Source organism: Paenibacillus pini JCM 16418 (assembly GCF_000576305.1).
Classification (GTDB): domain Bacteria; phylum Bacillota; class Bacilli; order Paenibacillales; family Paenibacillaceae; genus Paenibacillus_AQ; species Paenibacillus_AQ pini.
In genome coordinates this window covers 394705-410699 of the sequence record NZ_BAVZ01000001.1, presented here as the reverse complement: position 1 = coordinate 410699, position 15995 = coordinate 394705, and the positions used below count along the sequence as shown (strand labels likewise).

The 15995-nt window shown below is 42.5% G+C and carries 15 protein-coding genes and 2 pseudogenes; 5 read left to right on the top strand and 12 right to left on the bottom strand.

Going from position 1 to position 15995, the window contains the following annotated elements; translation table 11 throughout:
* Positions 1-54 precede the first annotated feature (54 nt).
* The 7 genes from JCM16418_RS01810 to JCM16418_RS01780 form a co-directional block, all read right to left on the bottom strand.
* Positions 55-1254 (bottom strand): M14 family metallopeptidase, encoded by a 1200-nt coding sequence (locus tag JCM16418_RS01810; RefSeq protein ID WP_036645532.1) that lies wholly within the window; start codon positions 1252-1254, stop codon positions 55-57.
* A 181-nt stretch (positions 1255-1435) separates the two neighbouring features.
* Positions 1436-2254: a glutamate racemase gene (racE, locus tag JCM16418_RS01805; protein ID WP_036645530.1), complete on the bottom strand. Its 819-nt coding sequence runs from the start codon at positions 2252-2254 to the stop codon at positions 1436-1438.
* A gap of 199 nt (positions 2255-2453) precedes the next feature.
* Positions 2454-2825: a YtxH domain-containing protein gene (locus JCM16418_RS01800; RefSeq protein ID WP_036645528.1), complete on the bottom strand. Its 372-nt coding sequence runs from the start codon at positions 2823-2825 to the stop codon at positions 2454-2456.
* Positions 2826-2996: 171 nt separating this feature from the next.
* On the bottom strand, positions 2997-3422 hold the full coding sequence (locus JCM16418_RS01795) for a DUF86 domain-containing protein (RefSeq protein WP_036645526.1): 426 nt from the start codon (positions 3420-3422) through the stop codon (positions 2997-2999).
* A 151-nt stretch (positions 3423-3573) separates the two neighbouring features.
* Entirely contained in the window at positions 3574-3861 is a 288-nt protein-coding gene (locus tag JCM16418_RS01790; RefSeq protein WP_036645524.1) for a Dabb family protein, read from the bottom strand.
* A 100-nt stretch (positions 3862-3961) separates the two neighbouring features.
* Positions 3962-4366: a phage holin family protein gene (locus tag JCM16418_RS01785; RefSeq protein ID WP_036645522.1), complete on the bottom strand. Its 405-nt coding sequence runs from the start codon at positions 4364-4366 to the stop codon at positions 3962-3964.
* Between the two features lie 140 nt (positions 4367-4506).
* Positions 4507-5649 (bottom strand): polysaccharide deacetylase family protein, encoded by a 1143-nt coding sequence (locus JCM16418_RS01780; RefSeq protein WP_036645520.1) that lies wholly within the window; start codon positions 5647-5649, stop codon positions 4507-4509.
* Between the two features lie 310 nt (positions 5650-5959).
* Between JCM16418_RS01780 and JCM16418_RS01775 the strand changes: the two are divergent.
* From JCM16418_RS01775 to JCM16418_RS01760, 4 genes and pseudogenes are all read left to right on the top strand, one after another.
* Positions 5960-6564 (top strand): annotated as a pseudogene (locus JCM16418_RS01775) (helix-turn-helix domain-containing protein).
* A gap of 140 nt (positions 6565-6704) precedes the next feature.
* Complete coding sequence (locus tag JCM16418_RS01770; RefSeq protein ID WP_036645518.1) at positions 6705-6902, top strand: hypothetical protein; 198 nt, start codon at positions 6705-6707, stop codon at positions 6900-6902.
* 167 nt (positions 6903-7069) lie between these two features.
* Complete coding sequence (locus JCM16418_RS01765; protein ID WP_036645516.1) at positions 7070-8290, top strand: MFS transporter; 1221 nt, start codon at positions 7070-7072, stop codon at positions 8288-8290.
* 20 nt (positions 8291-8310) lie between these two features.
* A complete protein-coding gene (locus JCM16418_RS01760; protein ID WP_036645514.1) occupies positions 8311-8733 on the top strand; it encodes a universal stress protein in 423 nt (140 codons plus the stop codon).
* 113 nt (positions 8734-8846) lie between these two features.
* Here JCM16418_RS01760 and pstB read toward each other — a convergent pair whose 3' ends face one another.
* The 4 genes and pseudogenes from pstB to JCM16418_RS01740 form a co-directional block, all read right to left on the bottom strand.
* Positions 8847-9602, bottom strand: coding sequence for a phosphate ABC transporter ATP-binding protein PstB (gene pstB / locus JCM16418_RS01755; protein WP_036645512.1), 756 nt, complete (start codon positions 9600-9602; stop codon positions 8847-8849).
* A gap of 11 nt (positions 9603-9613) precedes the next feature.
* Positions 9614-10510, bottom strand: a complete 897-nt coding sequence (pstA, locus tag JCM16418_RS01750; RefSeq protein WP_036645510.1) for a phosphate ABC transporter permease PstA — start codon at positions 10508-10510, stop codon at positions 9614-9616.
* Entirely contained in the window at positions 10507-11373 is an 867-nt protein-coding gene (gene pstC / locus JCM16418_RS01745) for a phosphate ABC transporter permease subunit PstC (protein ID WP_373280685.1), read from the bottom strand. Before pstC ends, pstA begins: the two co-directional genes overlap by 4 nt.
* Positions 11374-11546: 173 nt before the next feature.
* Positions 11547-12475 (bottom strand): annotated as a pseudogene (locus JCM16418_RS01740) (phosphate ABC transporter substrate-binding protein).
* A gap of 197 nt (positions 12476-12672) precedes the next feature.
* On the opposite strand from JCM16418_RS01740, the gene JCM16418_RS01735 reads away from it, so the two are divergent.
* Entirely contained in the window at positions 12673-13584 is a 912-nt protein-coding gene (locus tag JCM16418_RS01735; protein WP_052019984.1) for a LysR family transcriptional regulator, read from the top strand.
* A 21-nt stretch (positions 13585-13605) separates the two neighbouring features.
* Here JCM16418_RS01735 and JCM16418_RS01730 read toward each other — a convergent pair whose 3' ends face one another.
* Entirely contained in the window at positions 13606-15945 is a 2340-nt protein-coding gene (locus JCM16418_RS01730; RefSeq protein ID WP_036645507.1) for a glycoside hydrolase family 65 protein, read from the bottom strand.
* Positions 15946-15995 lie beyond the last annotated feature (50 nt).

Genomic DNA, 15995 nt, shown 5'->3' with positions numbered 1-15995 from the left:
AAATTGTTTCATAATTTTATTGATAAATGATTGGAAGAAAACCCATACCTTAATCTATATCGATAATAATTCAGCAATGATGAGGCCGACATCCTCACTTACCTGTTCGAAATCCTCGAGTGGAAGTGGATTCTTTCCCATACCAATCTCTACTGTAAATCCAGGTTTACGAAAATGCTGGATAAACCAGTCCTTATATCCGGCATCGCTACCATTAAGCTTTACGGGTCGATACCCACTAGCTTGACCTAGCCTGCGGGCCCATTCGATGCTCTCTTCGGGTTCATAGTCACGGTAATTCCAATAAATTTCCTGACCTTGACTATGTAGAGATATAACCGCATCCGGTGCGGTCTCTAGTGTAAAAGCTGCAAGCGCCGCAGACTCCGGCTCACATAGAGGAGCCGTTCCGCCATAATCCCTTGGTGAAGGAGTAGGTTTGCCGCGGCGAAGCAACTCCTCATCCCAATGGGCAGGAAATTGATCACCCAAGTCCACCCCATGAATATTTGCTTTCCAGTTACGGAAATCTAATTTAGATCCATTCCATTCCTGCAATTGATCGTAATAAGGGTGTCCGGGTACAATGCCTTCCTGCACAAGCTCTACACCATCTGGATTCACCATGGGCACCACCCATAAGGTACATTCCTCAAACCACCGCTGTGGATCATATCCATGCCACTTGGCAGAGTTCTGCAATGCAGCCGCATATTCTTCCACAAATCTTACTGCGCAAGGTGTGGTTAACCATTCATTTGCATGCAGGGAAGCGTTAACATGAATGCACCGACTACCCTTGCCTATTTTGATAAACCAAATCGGCTTGCCCATGACACTTTTACCTATAGTCCCGATCTCAACGGTAGGATAATTCGTAGCGAGTTTTTCGATATCCGTGCATACCTGATCTGCCCCATACTCTCCACGCAACTCAACTACATGACGCGGATTAGACGTTGGAAGAACTATAGTACGCCCTTCTGGAAGATGGCTACTTGAAATACCAGGATTCATGTCTTCCAATGCCTTCTCCGAAATGTGAAACATATTCTTAAGCCTATTCATTGTATCACCAGGCTGAATCGCGTATCTTCTCCGAGGAGAGAATGGTAAGTAAAGCATTTGACCTGGAATTAAATAGGGCTGCAATGCAGCCCAAGGATTAGCACTCAATATCGTATTTATAGCCAGACCTTTATTAGCGGCAATTCTCTGAAGCGTATCTCCTTTTCGTACCGTGTGTTGCTGCATAGATGTTCTTCCTTTCCGCGGATGACGAGCCGCTATAAGCTTACGTTTCCAGTTCATTTTATGCCTAGGCAATCTTGTACCATGCGCGGAAAAGTAAACTTTCAGATATATCATAAAAAACCGAGTCTAATTAGGATGATCTCCTACTCAGACTCGGTTTGTGCCGAACGATTATAAACCATTAATAAGTTTCTTCAAATTTAGAAACCTGCCACACGACAGGAGTTCGTACGATGTGTTCACCTAGCCAAAGCTTGGCTATCTTCTGAAACATCTCAGCATCACCACTGCAAAAAAACTGATGAACTGGACTTTCATCCCTATGAGCAAGTTGTCCCTTATCATACAAGATCGTGCTAATCTCGCGTGCGGTCTCATCTGCAGAGCTGATCAACTTCACGCCATCTCCCATGACCTCTTGGATGGTTTCTTTGAGAAATGGATAGTGTGTACAACCTAAAATCAGGCAATCAATTACTGAATTACGGATTCCTACAAGTGATTGTTCCACTCTTCTTGTTGTCTCATCCGAACGAAACATTCCTTGCTCAACCAAAGGAACTAAAGCTGGGCATGCTTCGCTTATGACATGTACATAAGGGGATAGCTGCTTCAAAGCTGTAGTGTAGGCCCCGCTCCCAATTGTGCCAATCGTGCCAATAACACCTACATTACCCGTTTTTGTTGCACTAATCGCGGCACGAGCACCCGGGTGAATCACTCCTATTACGGGAATTGACACCTTCTCCGAAATATAATCAAGAGCTGCAGCTGTAGCCGTATTACAAGCAATCACTATAGCTTTAGGCTTAAACTGGATCAAAAAATCAACGATTTGTTCAGTGAACTTCCTTACTTCTTCAGACGATCGGGGTCCGTATGGAGTACGGGCAGTGTCTCCAAAGTAGATGACTTTTTCCCGCGGAAGCTGTCTCATCACTTCTTTAGCAACCGTGAGACCTCCCACTCCCGAATCTAGTATCGCAATGGCCTGCTGCACGAACACACCGCTTCCTTCTGCATAGTATTATTACTCTTCCTGCTACCATATGTGATATATAAACAAAACGTACCTTATTTATGAGTACAACTTAGGGGTTGTCCATATTAAGGATATTCTCAACACTCTACACGCAATAAAAAGGCTCGAACCCCTTATAATAGGGATATAGAGCCTATCGCGATAATTAAAATTAACGTTATTTAAGATCGCTATCTTCAGATTGTAGATCCGAGATAAAGACGAATTCCTCATCACCAGCAAAGGAAGAGATTTGAGCTAGTTCCACTGCTTCATCTTCCTCATCGATCCCATTGTCTGATTTACCCCAAGACCTGATATCCTCAATCACAGTACCTGCTGTATCTTTGAATAAGTTCACAATATTGGATCCTTGTTCATAAGCAATTCCGGCAATTTGCTGTGTTTTGTCTCCTACCACTTTTGCGCCCTCAGCTATATCCTGACGAAGCTCTTTCCCATTCTTAGGAGCGAGTAACAGACCCGCAGCAAATCCAATAACACTACCCGAAAGAATACCCCATAATAATCCTTTGTTCTTCTCATTCATCACGAATCTCTCCTCTGATTAGGCCATTACACCCGGAATCATGAAGTGATTCCTTGACGTTTACCGGGCTAATGCCTACTTATTGCTATATTGTAATCAGAAAAGGGTTGTCATGACACAAAGAACATGCTGCATACCATAAAAAAATTTAATTTCGGTTTCAATTGAAGCTTAATGACCTAGTTCCTGCTTCAAATATTGACGAACCTGACTTTCAAATCGGTTTAATATGTCAGGCAAAACAGGTGTCAACGCATGAAGTGAGCTTCGGTCCCACGTATAGTACTCCTGTACAATCGGCTTGCGCAAACCTACAAGCTGTATCAATACCGCGAAAACCTCATCATCAAACACTTTTTCTTCATGGGTTATTTCTAGAATGTCTTCATAACTGCTCGCATCACGCATAATAAAACCGTCGATGAGATAGCTTCCGATATCCGTCACAACTTCAATGGCCAGATGCAAAGCCCTTTCTTGTACCATTCCGAGAATTAATTCTCCATCCCACCCTTGAGCAGACTTCTTAAGTCCTTCTACAATGTCCGGAACAGCGTCCAAACGCCGCTCAATCTGTTCTTGGTTGACGTAATACAATGAACTCACCTCCAGATTGAATTTTACTTATTACGCTTACCACGACGCTTCAGCCAGAAAAACATAACGAAAATAGCGGCTACAAAAACAACGAGTAAAGTCAATGTCTCCATTGGATATTCTAAATCGCTCATAATATCTTCCTATCTGCTTATATCGCGTAATCTACACTCACAGAGTGCTCCTTGACTTCATTGATATGACGAACAACGACCTGATGGGCAGGATGAATCTGGTAGGCCTGTAAATCCTCTAGTGAAGCCACTTCAGTAACGAGCGCAATATCATATGAACGTTCAGAATGAATGATATCCAAACCCACTTCAACCGATATTAACTGAGGTATTTCACCTTCCATAGCACGTAGAACATTAGCCGTTTTCTCAATGCTTTCTGGAGAGTTATCCTTAAGTTTAAAAAAGACAATATGCTTAATCATTGAATTATCTCCTTGTCCATTATGAAAAGATTACAAAAAAAAATATACCATATCCGAACGCGCAGGTAAAAGGAATCTTGTTTTCTAAGAAACTCATAGCTTACTTATCTTCCTCCTTATTGCGCAGAACTGCTATAATACGACGAATTTTATCAGGTAAAGGTAGGCCTAGCCGCCCGTAATTCTCTGTAATAGATATGAGCTCGTTTGACATATAAAAGTAGATCGCGCCAGTCTTAATCACGTCTCCACCTGAACCCATGACTTGATCCATCTGATGAGCCAGAACAATAACCAATAGCATCAATGCTTTACGGGTAACTCCCCAGAATCCGATCTGGCTATCGAGACCCGATCCCTCTTTAATGGAAGCTAGTACACCTGTAATATAGTCAATCAGAATGGTTATCAGAAAAATGCTAAGAATCTGATTCCAACTACCAAACGCAAGCGCGAGGAATCCCCCGGCTAATGCGCTTACTCCATTAATGATTAGTGGGTTCATATTAAAAACTCCCTCCCTTCATTCCTATAATTAAATAGTATGAAAAGAGGGAGTGAAATGATAAGCCGACTAACCTGAGTGTCCAGCCTAATTCATAGATTCACCAATATTTATCCCGACGATTGAACCGAATTCATAGATTAACGTTTATCCTGCCAAAAGTTTAACGGTGTTGTATCATTTGTTAATACATCAAAGGTGTATCCTTCTGCCTTCAGAGCTTGAAGTAGCTTCGGAAGAATCGAAGTCGTTGCTTGCTGATCATGGAATAGCACAACAGGTGTGATCCCTTGTTTTTTCTTGGCACGTACATCTCTTAATACATTATTGTAAATCGTTTGAGGATTCTTAGTATAACGCCAATCATTTGAATCAATATTCCAATCCCATAAATGATAGCCAGAAGCTGCAGTTTGATCACGGTAGGATTTTTTAAAATTAGGTTTGCTACCATAAGGCGTACGAATTAATTTAGAGTAAATACCTGTAGCTTTGTATAATTGGGCATTATCATTGTTCATTTCATTTAGTGCTGAAGTAGGAGATGCATAGAATTTATTCGCTTGATGGGTCATTCCATGAAGTCCCACACTATGTCCTTTCGCCACAATTTGCTTAGCTGCAGCCGGATGTGAAGCGATTTGCTTGCCGAGTACAAAGAACGTAGCTTTCACATCATAACGATCTAGTACTTTGAGCAGTGCACCTGTATTTGCGTTAGGTCCATCGTCAAACGTAATATACATCTTGCGCGAACCATTCCCTGTAGGGGCCGGTTCTGGTTTTGGCTGGACTGGCTTTTTCATTTCCTTGCCGAATTTGTCCATAAATTCCCGGTCCGTAAGCTTTGCATCGCTTGTAAAAATACGATACACAGGACCCGATGATATGTAAGAAAGCGGATAACCAAAAGAGGAGCTTAATAAGCGTAGCGAAACCATCGTTCGGCCATTAGCAACAAGCATTCCCTCTTGTTTTGCAGTGAGTGTTAGTTTCTTACCATTTCCTGTTATCGTTGTTTTCTGCGACGAATAAGATACATTCAATCCTAGCAATTCGCTCGTTTGGACAAGCGGTATGTACAGTGTTTGCTTACTCATAACAGGACGAATCTTGTCATAATGGAGAAGCGTGTCATTAACAGCAATATAAACGGATGACTCCGACATATTTGCAGTGGAGCCTACAGCAGCAACAGATGCATTACCTATAGGCAGTACAGCGGAAAAGATTAGAGTTAAGGATAAGAGCCATTTGAAACCGATCATTCTCTTCTTCGACATGATTTACCAACCTTTTTTAGCATATTAAACTAGCATTCTACGAATTCTTATCGTTTCTCTTTGAATTCTACTCTCTGAATCTAGCTCTACTAAAATTGTACCCTTAACTTTAAACGTTTTCAATTTCAATTCAGTAACCTTTGTTGTAACCTTTTTAGAAAAAAATGGGTACAAATGACCTTTTTGCGTTCTTAAAGGCATCTATACTATAATAAAAGACTATAATAAAGATCATAAATGGTCGATAGTTACTATTGAAAACAAAGTAGCATATATTGTAGAATTTTATTAAAAATGCATCGGAGGAAATATGCCTAATCAACCAGAACAACATTCAATTCAGGCGTGGTCTCTGATCAATCGCAAATATCTAGGAAAAGGTATCCGGGTTAAACGCTTTCGTAAACCAACCCGCTGTCAGATTCGAAACCGCGTTCTACTAGCAGTCTTAATGGCGAATGACATCAAACTCTCACAACTAGCTGAGGAGCTATCTGTATCTTCACGTAGTGTCAGTGCGTGGGTATATGAGGGGCGAATTCCAGGGAAGAAAAACTTAGACAAAGTGTGCCAATACTTAGGTTATCCGCATCATATTTTATTTCATTCCACGGTGACAGAGAATAGCCCCATTATCTGTCAACCTGAGCTTCACGCTTCATGCGTCGTACATTGACCCGTTCGCCTGTCAGCAATAAAATTCTAACGGGATTATGTATGGTTCATGATTTATCTGTCAGTGATGTCAGCGAATGGATGGATATTCATCCAGGCACATTCCGTAAATGGCTGCATCAGGGTACGCTTCCTTCCATTAGCTTTCAGGACCGGGCTGAGCAATTTTTCCGCATTCCCAAGTTCATCCTATTTGCGGACTGTATACTGAAGGATAGTTATAAAGAAACTCACAATTAATTTAATTAAAACGTTCGCGTCTCAAGCTTTGTCGACCGGTTCAAATACGGGTCGGCGAAGCTTTTTATTATGCATTCTCATAAAATACATATATCTCAACCATAATAAACAAGAATCATCAAAGAAATGGGGCTACTGAGATGCAGTTTGGTAAAGACATTGGGTTTGCGCTAGGAATCCTTGGAGGAACAACCCTGGGGAGCGGGATATCATTCTTAATGAGCCTCGAGCCTAGCATGCTTATGCTTGTTGTAGGCGCTGGAGGGCTGATTGGTGCTGCTATAGGCGTCAGTGCTAGCATATGGATAAATTCCAAAGGAGCGCCTTATACCGAGTAAATTAGAGCCTGCGAGAGCATGCTCTTTCTTTTTGACATCATATAAAAAAGTATATTTAAATATAAAGTTAACGTTGACGTTAACGTTAAATAGTATTACAATAAATTTTGCCGTTATATGGCTTTATTTATGTTCTATTAACCACAAACGTTACGGAGGTCCTATACTTGTCCAAATCATACGCTAAGACAACAAATGAAATTGAGGCACGAGCCGGTTTTTTCTCCCAGCCAAAAGCGGTATGGGCAATTGTGTTTGCTTCAATTATTTCTTTTATGGGACTCGGACTTGTTGATCCGATCCTTCCTGCTATTGCCGAGCAGCTCCATGCCTCGAAGAGTCAGGTATCGCTTCTCTTCACGAGTTATAATGCCGTAACTGGCGTTGCCATGCTCATTACGGGTGTGATATCCAGCCGCATCGGCGTTAAGAAAACCTTATTAACAGGTATCTCACTCATCGTTATCTTTTCTGTTCTGGGTGGGTTATCTGGAAGTATTGGACAAATTGTTGGATTCCGTGGAGGCTGGGGATTAGGTAATGCCTTATTTATTGCCACTGCCCTATCAGCTATCGTAGGACTTTCAACTGCCGGTACTGCCAAAGCGATTATTCTGTATGAAGCAGCACTTGGCGTAGGTATTTCTGTAGGTCCACTGCTTGGAGGAGAACTTGGTTCTATCTCATGGCGCGGTCCATTCTTCGGAGTGGGTGTCCTGATGGCACTTGCTTTTATACTTATTATCTTTATGTTACCAAGCATACCTAAGCCTAAAGTCCGTAGTACCCTTGCAGATCCATTCAAAGCACTGAAATATCCGGCTCTGCTTACACTTGGTATAACTGCACTCTTGTATAACTTTGGTTTCTTTACACTCATGGCCTATTCGCCTTATGTTATGAACCTCGATGAGCACGGATTGGGTTATGTATTCTTTGGATGGGGGATGCTGCTTGCAATCACTTCCGTATTCATTGCACCAAGATTACAGAAGCGAATGACAACTGTATCATCCATCTCTATGATGCTTGCCTTCTTTACCATTGATTTAATTATAATGGGTATCGGTACTGTGAATCATTCACCTAAAACAGTTATCATCTGTGTTATTGTAGCTGGGATATTCTTAGGGATTAACAACACACTGATTACGACAGCAGTTATGCAGGCCGCTCCTGTTGAGCGCTCTATTGCTTCTGCTGCTTACAGCTTTCTTCGGTTCCTTGGAGGTGCTCTTTCTCCATGGCTTGCTGGTAAACTGTCGGAATGGTACTACCCAGAAACCCCATTTTATTTTGGGGCATTGATGGTATTCCTTGGCATTGTAACGATGGTTGTAAGACGTCGTCACCTTACGCATATTGATGAGGCTGGGGTTCAGCATTAAGAATAATGGAGGGATAGATTATGTATCATTGCATCTTGGTTCCAATCGATGGCTCGGTTCACGCGGAGCGAGCTTTAAATGAAGCTATTACATTATGCCAAAATTCCAAAACCAAAATTCAACTCGCTATTCTGCATGTGAATCCAACCATCGCAATGAACGAGCCTCCTGTAGGCGTGGATTTAGAAGAATATGTGCAAGAGGAAGATCAGGAGGTTGTGGTAGAAGCGAAAAGTAGGCTCCTTACCACGGGTATTGATTATACCTCGACCAGTAAGAATGGCGACCCCGCTAAGGTCATTTGCGGGCAGGCCCAAGAGATGAATGCAGATCTTATTATCATGGGCAGTCGCGGACTTGGCTTAATGTCTGAAATGTTTATTGGCAGTGTTAGTCACAGTGTTGTGCAGCATGCACACTGTCCTGTCATGATTGTTAAATAAATAATGACTGTTTGTTAACTTATGAATATATGCTTATGAGAATATATGCTTAAAAGGCTTCTGCGCTTGCAGGAGCCTTTTGTCATAATGCCTTTATCTAAGTTGGTTACGACTCAGCCGAAGCGACCTGAAATATACTCCTGCGTCGTGGCATTCACTGGATTCGTAAATATAAGCTCCGTATCTCCATGCTCCATCAAGGTACCTAGATAGAAGTATGCAGTGTAATCCGAAATACGCGCAGCCTGCTGCATATTGTGGGTCACAATTACTATGCTAAGTTCACGCTTCAGTTCAATGATCAGCTCTTCTACCTTGGAAGTGGAGACTGGATCGAGTGCCGATGCGGGTTCGTCTAAGAGTAGAATCCCTGGATTAACCGATAGCGCCCGTGCGATACATAGCCTCTGCTGTTGCCCACCAGAAAGTGATAATGCCGACTGCTTCAGGCGATCTTTTACTTCGTCCCATAATGCAGCTTTACGTAAACTAGACTCTACAATTTCATCGAGCATACTCTTATTCTTAATGCCATGGTATTTCGGACCAAAGGCAATATTCTCATAAATAGATTTATAGAACGGATTTGGCTTCTGCCATACCATCCCAATCTTCTGCCGCAGCTTGATTACGTCCGTATCAGGAGCGTTAATATCTTGACCTTCAATCCAAATCTTGCCTTTAATGGTTGCTTGCGAGATTTCATCATTCATCCGATTTAAGGAGCGCAGAAAGGTTGACTTCCCGCATCCGGAAGGACCGATCAGAGCCGTAACGCTTTGATCGGGAAAGTCCAAGCTAATGTTCTTTACAGCTTCATATTTTCCATAAAATACACTGAGATTTTCCGTGCGAAATGTACTTTCCATCTTCAGTCCCCCTATCCCGTTCGTTTAGACGCCGTTAACGCCTTATACAGTACATTTCCAAACCATCTTGCAAAAAGATTAAATATCAATACGAGTATGACCAATACTGCCGATGCACCCGCAGCAATTTCCGCAGCATCTGGCGCAAGGCCTTCACTGTTAATTTTCCAAATATGCACAGCAAGGGTTTCTGCCGGGCGGAATGGATTAATCGGCGATGTTGGGCTTAACGGATTCCAATCGCTAAAATCAAGCCGTGGCGTAGACATACCTGCAGTGAACAGTAGCGCAGCTGCTTCCCCAAATACGCGACCTGAGGCGAGTACCGTACCTGTAACAATGCTTGGAATGGCTACTGGGAACAACACGGAAGTAATAATTTTCCACTTCGATAATCCGAGTGCAAGACCCGCTTCCTTCTGCTCTTTGGGCACACTACGAAATGCTTGTTCTGTAATGCGGACAATCAGTGGTAGATTGAAAATGGTGAGTACCAAAGCACCTGAGAACAAGGAAAATCCGAAACCAAACGTATTTACGATAAGTAAGAGGCCGAACAATCCGACTACGATCGATGGAAAGGAAGATAATACTTCGACTACCAGACGAACCGCATCTGTAAATCTACCTGGCTTAGCATACTCTGCCATATAAATACCAGCGCCTAAACCCAATGGAATGGTAATAATAAGCGTTAATACTAATAAGAACAATGAGTTGAATAGCTGAGGTCCAATCCCTCCGCCAGCTTTAATCGTCTGCGGAACTGAAGTAAGAAATGACCAATTCACATGACTAAGTCCCCGGACAAGAATGAATGCAAGCAGTCCCACAAGGACAGCCACAATCAATAATGAAAACACTACAATGATGGTTGTTGCAATTTTATCTATCGTTTTAGCCTTCATATCCGGTTTCTCCTTTCCAAGACCCTTACAATAAGCACAAAGACGAATGTCATAAACATTAGTGCGAGCGCCATACTCCAAAGGGCATTACTGTGCACCGATCCCATGACGGTATTTCCCATATCGAGTGTAATGGCACTGGTTAATGTCGATGTTGATTCAAACAGCGACCGCGGAATATGAGGTGCGTTACCGATGACCATTTGTACGGCAAGCGCTTCGCCGAAGGCACGCGCCATACCTAGCACAACACCCGTCAGTACTGCAGGCATAACGGTTGGGAGAATGACTTTGGAAATCGTCTGCCAGCGAGTAGCTCCTAAAGCGAATGAAGATTCCTTAAGCCCACGTGGAAGTGCAGACAATGCATCTGTAGCTATACTTGTAATCGTCGGTAGTATCATAATTGAAAGCACGATCGCACCCGCGGCGATACCGATGCCTTGGCCTGGAAACGTATCTCTTAGGAAAGGGACAACGACTGTTAATCCGACAAACCCATATACAACAGATGGAATACCAGCTAACAATTCAATTACCGGCATTAATAGCTTTTTACCCCAGCTCGGTACAATCTCTGTCATGAATAACGAGGCACAAATACTTAGAGGACTCGCAATCAAAGCAGCTAGCAAGGATGTAGCAAATGAGCCGAAGATGAATGGCAAGACGCCGAATACGGGTGTACCCTGACTACCTTCAGGATCCCATTTACTGCCAAACAAGAAATCTCCTAAGCTCACCCCGTCTTGTATAAAGGTGGCCAGTCCTTTGGAGGCAACAAAATATATAATGGATACTATGATGAGGATCAACAGACCCACACAAAGCATGGTATAACTGCGCCCTATCAGATCTTCCATATGATGTTTTTGAAATTTCCCTGAACGACTACGTTCAATCTGGACATGCCCTTCTTTCATCGCTTTCATCATTGTCCTTCTTTCTAAAGTGAAAATAGAGGCAGAATACTCCTCCGCCTCTCTTGGTCCTATTCAGTAGCAAAGCGATTTTGGTCCATCTATCTTAGTTGTCATTATTTCGTAATGTTACCGTCTTTATCGCGTTTAACTTTCATCTCTGAAGCTGGGATGTAACCTAATTCGACTACGTCACCTTTTTGTACTTCATCGGAAGCCATGTAATCAAGGAATGCTTTAACTTCTGGTTTAGGCTCGCCCTTCGTGTACATATGCTCATATGCCAAACTGGGTAGTCACCAGACTTAACGTTATCTACAGTAGCTTCAACGCCATCATATTTAACAGTTTTCACTTTGTCATCTAGGTAAGACAGGGCAAGGTAACCGATCGCTCCTGGATTCTCAGCGACAATCTTCTTCACTGTACCTGATGATTCTTCTTGGATTGAACCTTTAATATCTTCAGTGGAAGTACCTAGTGCATATTTCTCGAAAGTTTTGCGAGTACCCGAGCTAGCTGGACGGTTAACGATGACGATCGCTTGATCTTTACCGCCTACCTCTTTCCAGTTCTTTACTTTACCAGAGAAAATATCGATCAATTGTTGTTTCGTTAAGGAATCAACACCTACATCAGGGTTCGTAACCGCAGCAATACCTACTACCGCTACCTGATGGTCGATCAAATCTTTTGCTTTGTCTGCATCTGCATCTTTCAGTTTCTCTTCAGCGAATACATCGGAGTTACCAATTGCCGCTTGACCACCAGCAACTTGAGTTAATCCAGTACCACTACCTCCGCCTTGAACCTGAACCTGAATTTTTGAATATTTAGGGTCTGCCATGAATTTTTGGGCAACTTGTTCAACCAATGGCTGCAGTGCTGTTGAACCTACGGCTAGAACAGATCCACTCAGTGCTGCTGTATCATTATTAGTCCCGGATGTGCTTCCTTGGGAACCCTCGTCTTTATTTCCACAAGCTGCAAGCATAGCCACCAGTGCCAACGTACAAAACATAAGTAACGGTTTCTTGAATTTCATAATTTAATGTTTCCCCCTATTCTGTGTTTGTCGTAGCAACTCTACTAAGTTACTGACAACTTCATTGTAGTTCTCTATCATTATTTCAAAACGTAAGTTATGTAAAAATAAAAACAAATATCGTAATATTTTATTTATATAACTATAGAATAATTCTATAATATGAGTATAAATGTTTAAAAATGGAGGAATTATGCTTGAATTTGTTAAAATTATCCGTTCTCGTTTACATTGAGAAGTATAAGAAGGTCACCGATGTAGCGAAAGAGTTGCAGATGAAGCAACCTACCGTTACTTTTCATATGAAGAGTTTAGAAGAGGAAATGGGAATATCGTTGTTTGAATCCAAACGTGGACGAATCTTATTAACCGATGCAGGTAAAGCATTATATCCTTATGCGCTCAAAATGACGAACATGGCGGTTGAAGCCAAAAAGGCGGTTCAGGACTATACCGATCTGAATAAGGGTATTCTCAGTATCGGTGCAGATTGTATGACAGGGACGTACCGTCTACCCGATATCATCAGCCAGTTTTGCAGCCAGTACCCAGGCGTTCAGGTACATATGACCGTCAAACCAACCCGTCAGATCCAAGAGATGCTGTATAATCATGATGTCGATTTTGCCTTTTACAGTACGCAGGACTCTGCTGCAAATACAATAACGGAAGAGCTGCTCTGGAAAGATGAACTGATGGTTATTTTCGGAAAAGGGCATACCTTTTCCAATCTCAAGGCGTTAACTCCACAGCTTATTGCTCAGCATTTCTTTATACAGCATAGCCCGGGTTCCTTCATTAAGGATTTCACCCGCACCTATGCGATTCAGAATCATATCCACCTGTGGGAACGCATGGTACTCGACTCTCCAGAGGCCGTGAAACTGATGGTACAAACAGGAGAGTATATTTCCTTCTTCGCTGCATCCGGTATTGAGCGCGAACTCTCAAGCGGTACACTTTACTCACTGCCAATTCCCGACCGCGCGGGTGCGCAGTTTAAGACCGTTCTTGCTTTTCCCGCTGACCAATCCTTCTCCCCGCTTAAGGAACGCTTCAAACAATTTGTACAAGATCAAATACAGCAGAACATTACAAAAAAGCCTTGATCCGAAGATCAAGGCTCTTTTTTATAAGCGAACAGGCTGCCGCAGCAATAATTTTACTGGAATACCTTTGTGATTAATCGTTAGTAGATCTCCATTAAGCAGTGTGTATACCACGCTTCCTGCCTCAACAAAGATATCGATTTGCTGACCCTTATTCATAATATTGAAGCGATAGCTTTCCCAATGTTCAGGCAATGTAGGATTGAAGCATAACATCCCATCATATAAGCGCATACCACCAAATCCATTTACAATGGACATCCACGAACCCGCCATAGCAGCTGTATGCAGTCCATCCTTTGCATTGTCGTTGATATCATCTAAATCCATGCGAACGGTACGGTCAAAATATGCATACGCTGCTTCTAAATCACCAATCTCTGCCGAAATGATACTATGAATACATGGAGACAAAGAAGAATCATGCGTAGTCAGCGGTTCATAATATTGATAGTTTCGGATTTTCTCTTCTAATGTAAACTGATCTCCAAGTAAAAATAAAACCATCACAAGATCAGCTTGCTTTAGTACCTGATGACGATAGATCACCAGCGGATGATAATGGAGCAGCAGCGGATATTTATCCGGCGGCGTATGTTCGAAATCCCATTTCTTTTTACTAAGAAACGTATCATCCTGCGCATAGATTCCAAGATTCGCATCATATGGAATAAACATCCGATTTGCAGCTTCCATCCATCCGTCCACTTCTGCAATCGTCAGTCCCATTCGCTGCTGCAACTGTTCATATTGCTGCGGGTAATTCTGACGAAGTAATTTAGTCGTTTCATATGCATATTGAAGCTGGTCCTTCACCATTAAATTGGTATAGGTGTTATTGTTCACAATGGCGGTATATTCATCTGGTCCCGTCACAGCATCAATACAGAATGCACCATCACGCATTGGATTAAAGTGTCCCATATCTGCCCAGAATCGAGATGTCTCGAACAGAATCTCTGCGCCTTTAGTAACTAGAAATTCATCATCACCCGAAGCGGTTACATACTGCTTTATGCCATATGCAATATCTGCGTTAATATGGACCTGAGCTGTGCCTGCTGGGAAGTAAGCTGAGTTCTCCTCCCCATCAATCGTACGCCAAGGATATAATGCCCCCTTCTGCGACATGGTGGCAGCTCGCTCCCGTGCCTTGCCCAGTGTAGAATAACGGAATTCAAGTAGAGAACGACTAATTTCCGGTTGTGTGTAGGTAAAGAACGGTAGCATGTACATTTCTGTGTCCCAGAAATAGTGTCCTTCGTATCCTTCTCCCGTTAAGCCTTTGGCTCCGATATTCGTTATTCCATCACGTCCGACCGATTGCAGCAACTGAAAAGCATTAAAGCGAATGCCTTGCTGCATCGCAAGGTCACCGTTAATTTCAACATCTGCATGGCTCCAGAAGCCTTCTAGATAACGTCTTTGCTCTTCAGCTAGTACGTCAAAGCCAGCATCCGTGGCCATTAGCAATGTTTCCCCAGTCCGTGTATAAAGTTCATCTTCTGGTGTATCCTTCGACGTATAATACGAAATGTATTTCGTAAGAGACACAGATTCCCCTTTTTGTAACAAACCCGTAAATTCATGCGAAATAAGCTGATCTTCGATTTTCTCAGCCACTTTGATTTCCGACTGAGATTGAACTTGATGCTTCATCGCTGTGAGAAGTGCAAATCCGCTATGTCGTGTACGTTGTTTGATTGCTGAAAATACTTCACCGTGTTCTATCTCTTCTAACAGTAGACTAGGCTCCTTAAACCCTGCTCCAAGGCGGGGATCATCGGTCGCCTCAGCTCCCTTAATCTCACCATCGATCGACGAAGTAATAGTAATATTGCCACTAAAATTAAGTGACTGCACTTCATAATCTACGATAGCTAAATGTTTATGTTGAAGGGCAACCATACGCCGAATTTTCAGCATGACTCGCTGTCCTGATGGAGCCTCCCATTCAATCTGCCGAAACAAGATGCCCTTCCTCATATCAAGCTCTCTTTTGAAAGAAATGACCCTGCCATGATTTAAGTGAAAAGGATGTCCTTCTACATTTAGTTCAATAATCGTCGCATTAGGTACATTCAGCATCGCATGATTCCGTGAAGGATACCCGTATGCACCTTCAGGATAAACAATAGATTCCGAGTCATAAAATCCATTCAGATAGTGGCCTGTAACCGATGTTCCCTGAACTCCATGAAAGCCTTCCTCAAAATGACCACGAATGCCAATATATCCATTGCCCACGGCGAATACACTTTCACTTCGCTGATTATTCTTATCATCGTAAGCATCCTCGCTCAGCATCCATGACTGGTAAGGATATAACGCCTCAGGACGTTCTTTCAATTTCATTTTCATGGCTCGATGTTCCTCCTGTAGCAGAATGCTTCTATTATTAGTTTAGAGAA

What these genes read in the sequence shown, in the direction of transcription:
- JCM16418_RS01810 (WP_036645532.1), bottom strand. Translation starts at nt 1,254, where the DNA reads ATGCAGCAACACACGGTACGAAAAGGAGATACGCTTCAGAGAATTGCC.
- JCM16418_RS01800 (WP_036645528.1), bottom strand. Translation starts at nt 2,825, where the DNA reads ATGAATGAGAAGAACAAAGGATTATTATGGGGTATTCTTTCGGGTAGT.
- JCM16418_RS01790 (WP_036645524.1), bottom strand. Translation starts at nt 3,861, where the DNA reads ATGATTAAGCATATTGTCTTTTTTAAACTTAAGGATAACTCTCCAGAA.
- JCM16418_RS01785 (WP_036645522.1), bottom strand. Translation starts at nt 4,366, where the DNA reads ATGAACCCACTAATCATTAATGGAGTAAGCGCATTAGCCGGGGGATTC.
- JCM16418_RS01780 (WP_036645520.1), bottom strand. Translation starts at nt 5,649, where the DNA reads ATGTCGAAGAAGAGAATGATCGGTTTCAAATGGCTCTTATCCTTAACT.
- JCM16418_RS01770 (WP_036645518.1), top strand. Translation starts at nt 6,705, where the DNA reads ATGCAGTTTGGTAAAGACATTGGGTTTGCGCTAGGAATCCTTGGAGGA.
- JCM16418_RS01760 (WP_036645514.1), top strand. Translation starts at nt 8,311, where the DNA reads ATGTATCATTGCATCTTGGTTCCAATCGATGGCTCGGTTCACGCGGAG.
- pstB (WP_036645512.1), bottom strand. Translation starts at nt 9,602, where the DNA reads ATGGAAAGTACATTTCGCACGGAAAATCTCAGTGTATTTTATGGAAAA.
- pstA (WP_036645510.1), bottom strand. Translation starts at nt 10,510, where the DNA reads ATGAAGGCTAAAACGATAGATAAAATTGCAACAACCATCATTGTAGTG.
- pstC (WP_373280685.1), bottom strand. Translation starts at nt 11,373, where the DNA reads ATGGAAGATCTGATAGGGCGCAGTTATACCATGCTTTGTGTGGGTCTG.
- JCM16418_RS01730 (WP_036645507.1), bottom strand. Translation starts at nt 15,945, where the DNA reads ATGAAAATGAAATTGAAAGAACGTCCTGAGGCGTTATATCCTTACCAG.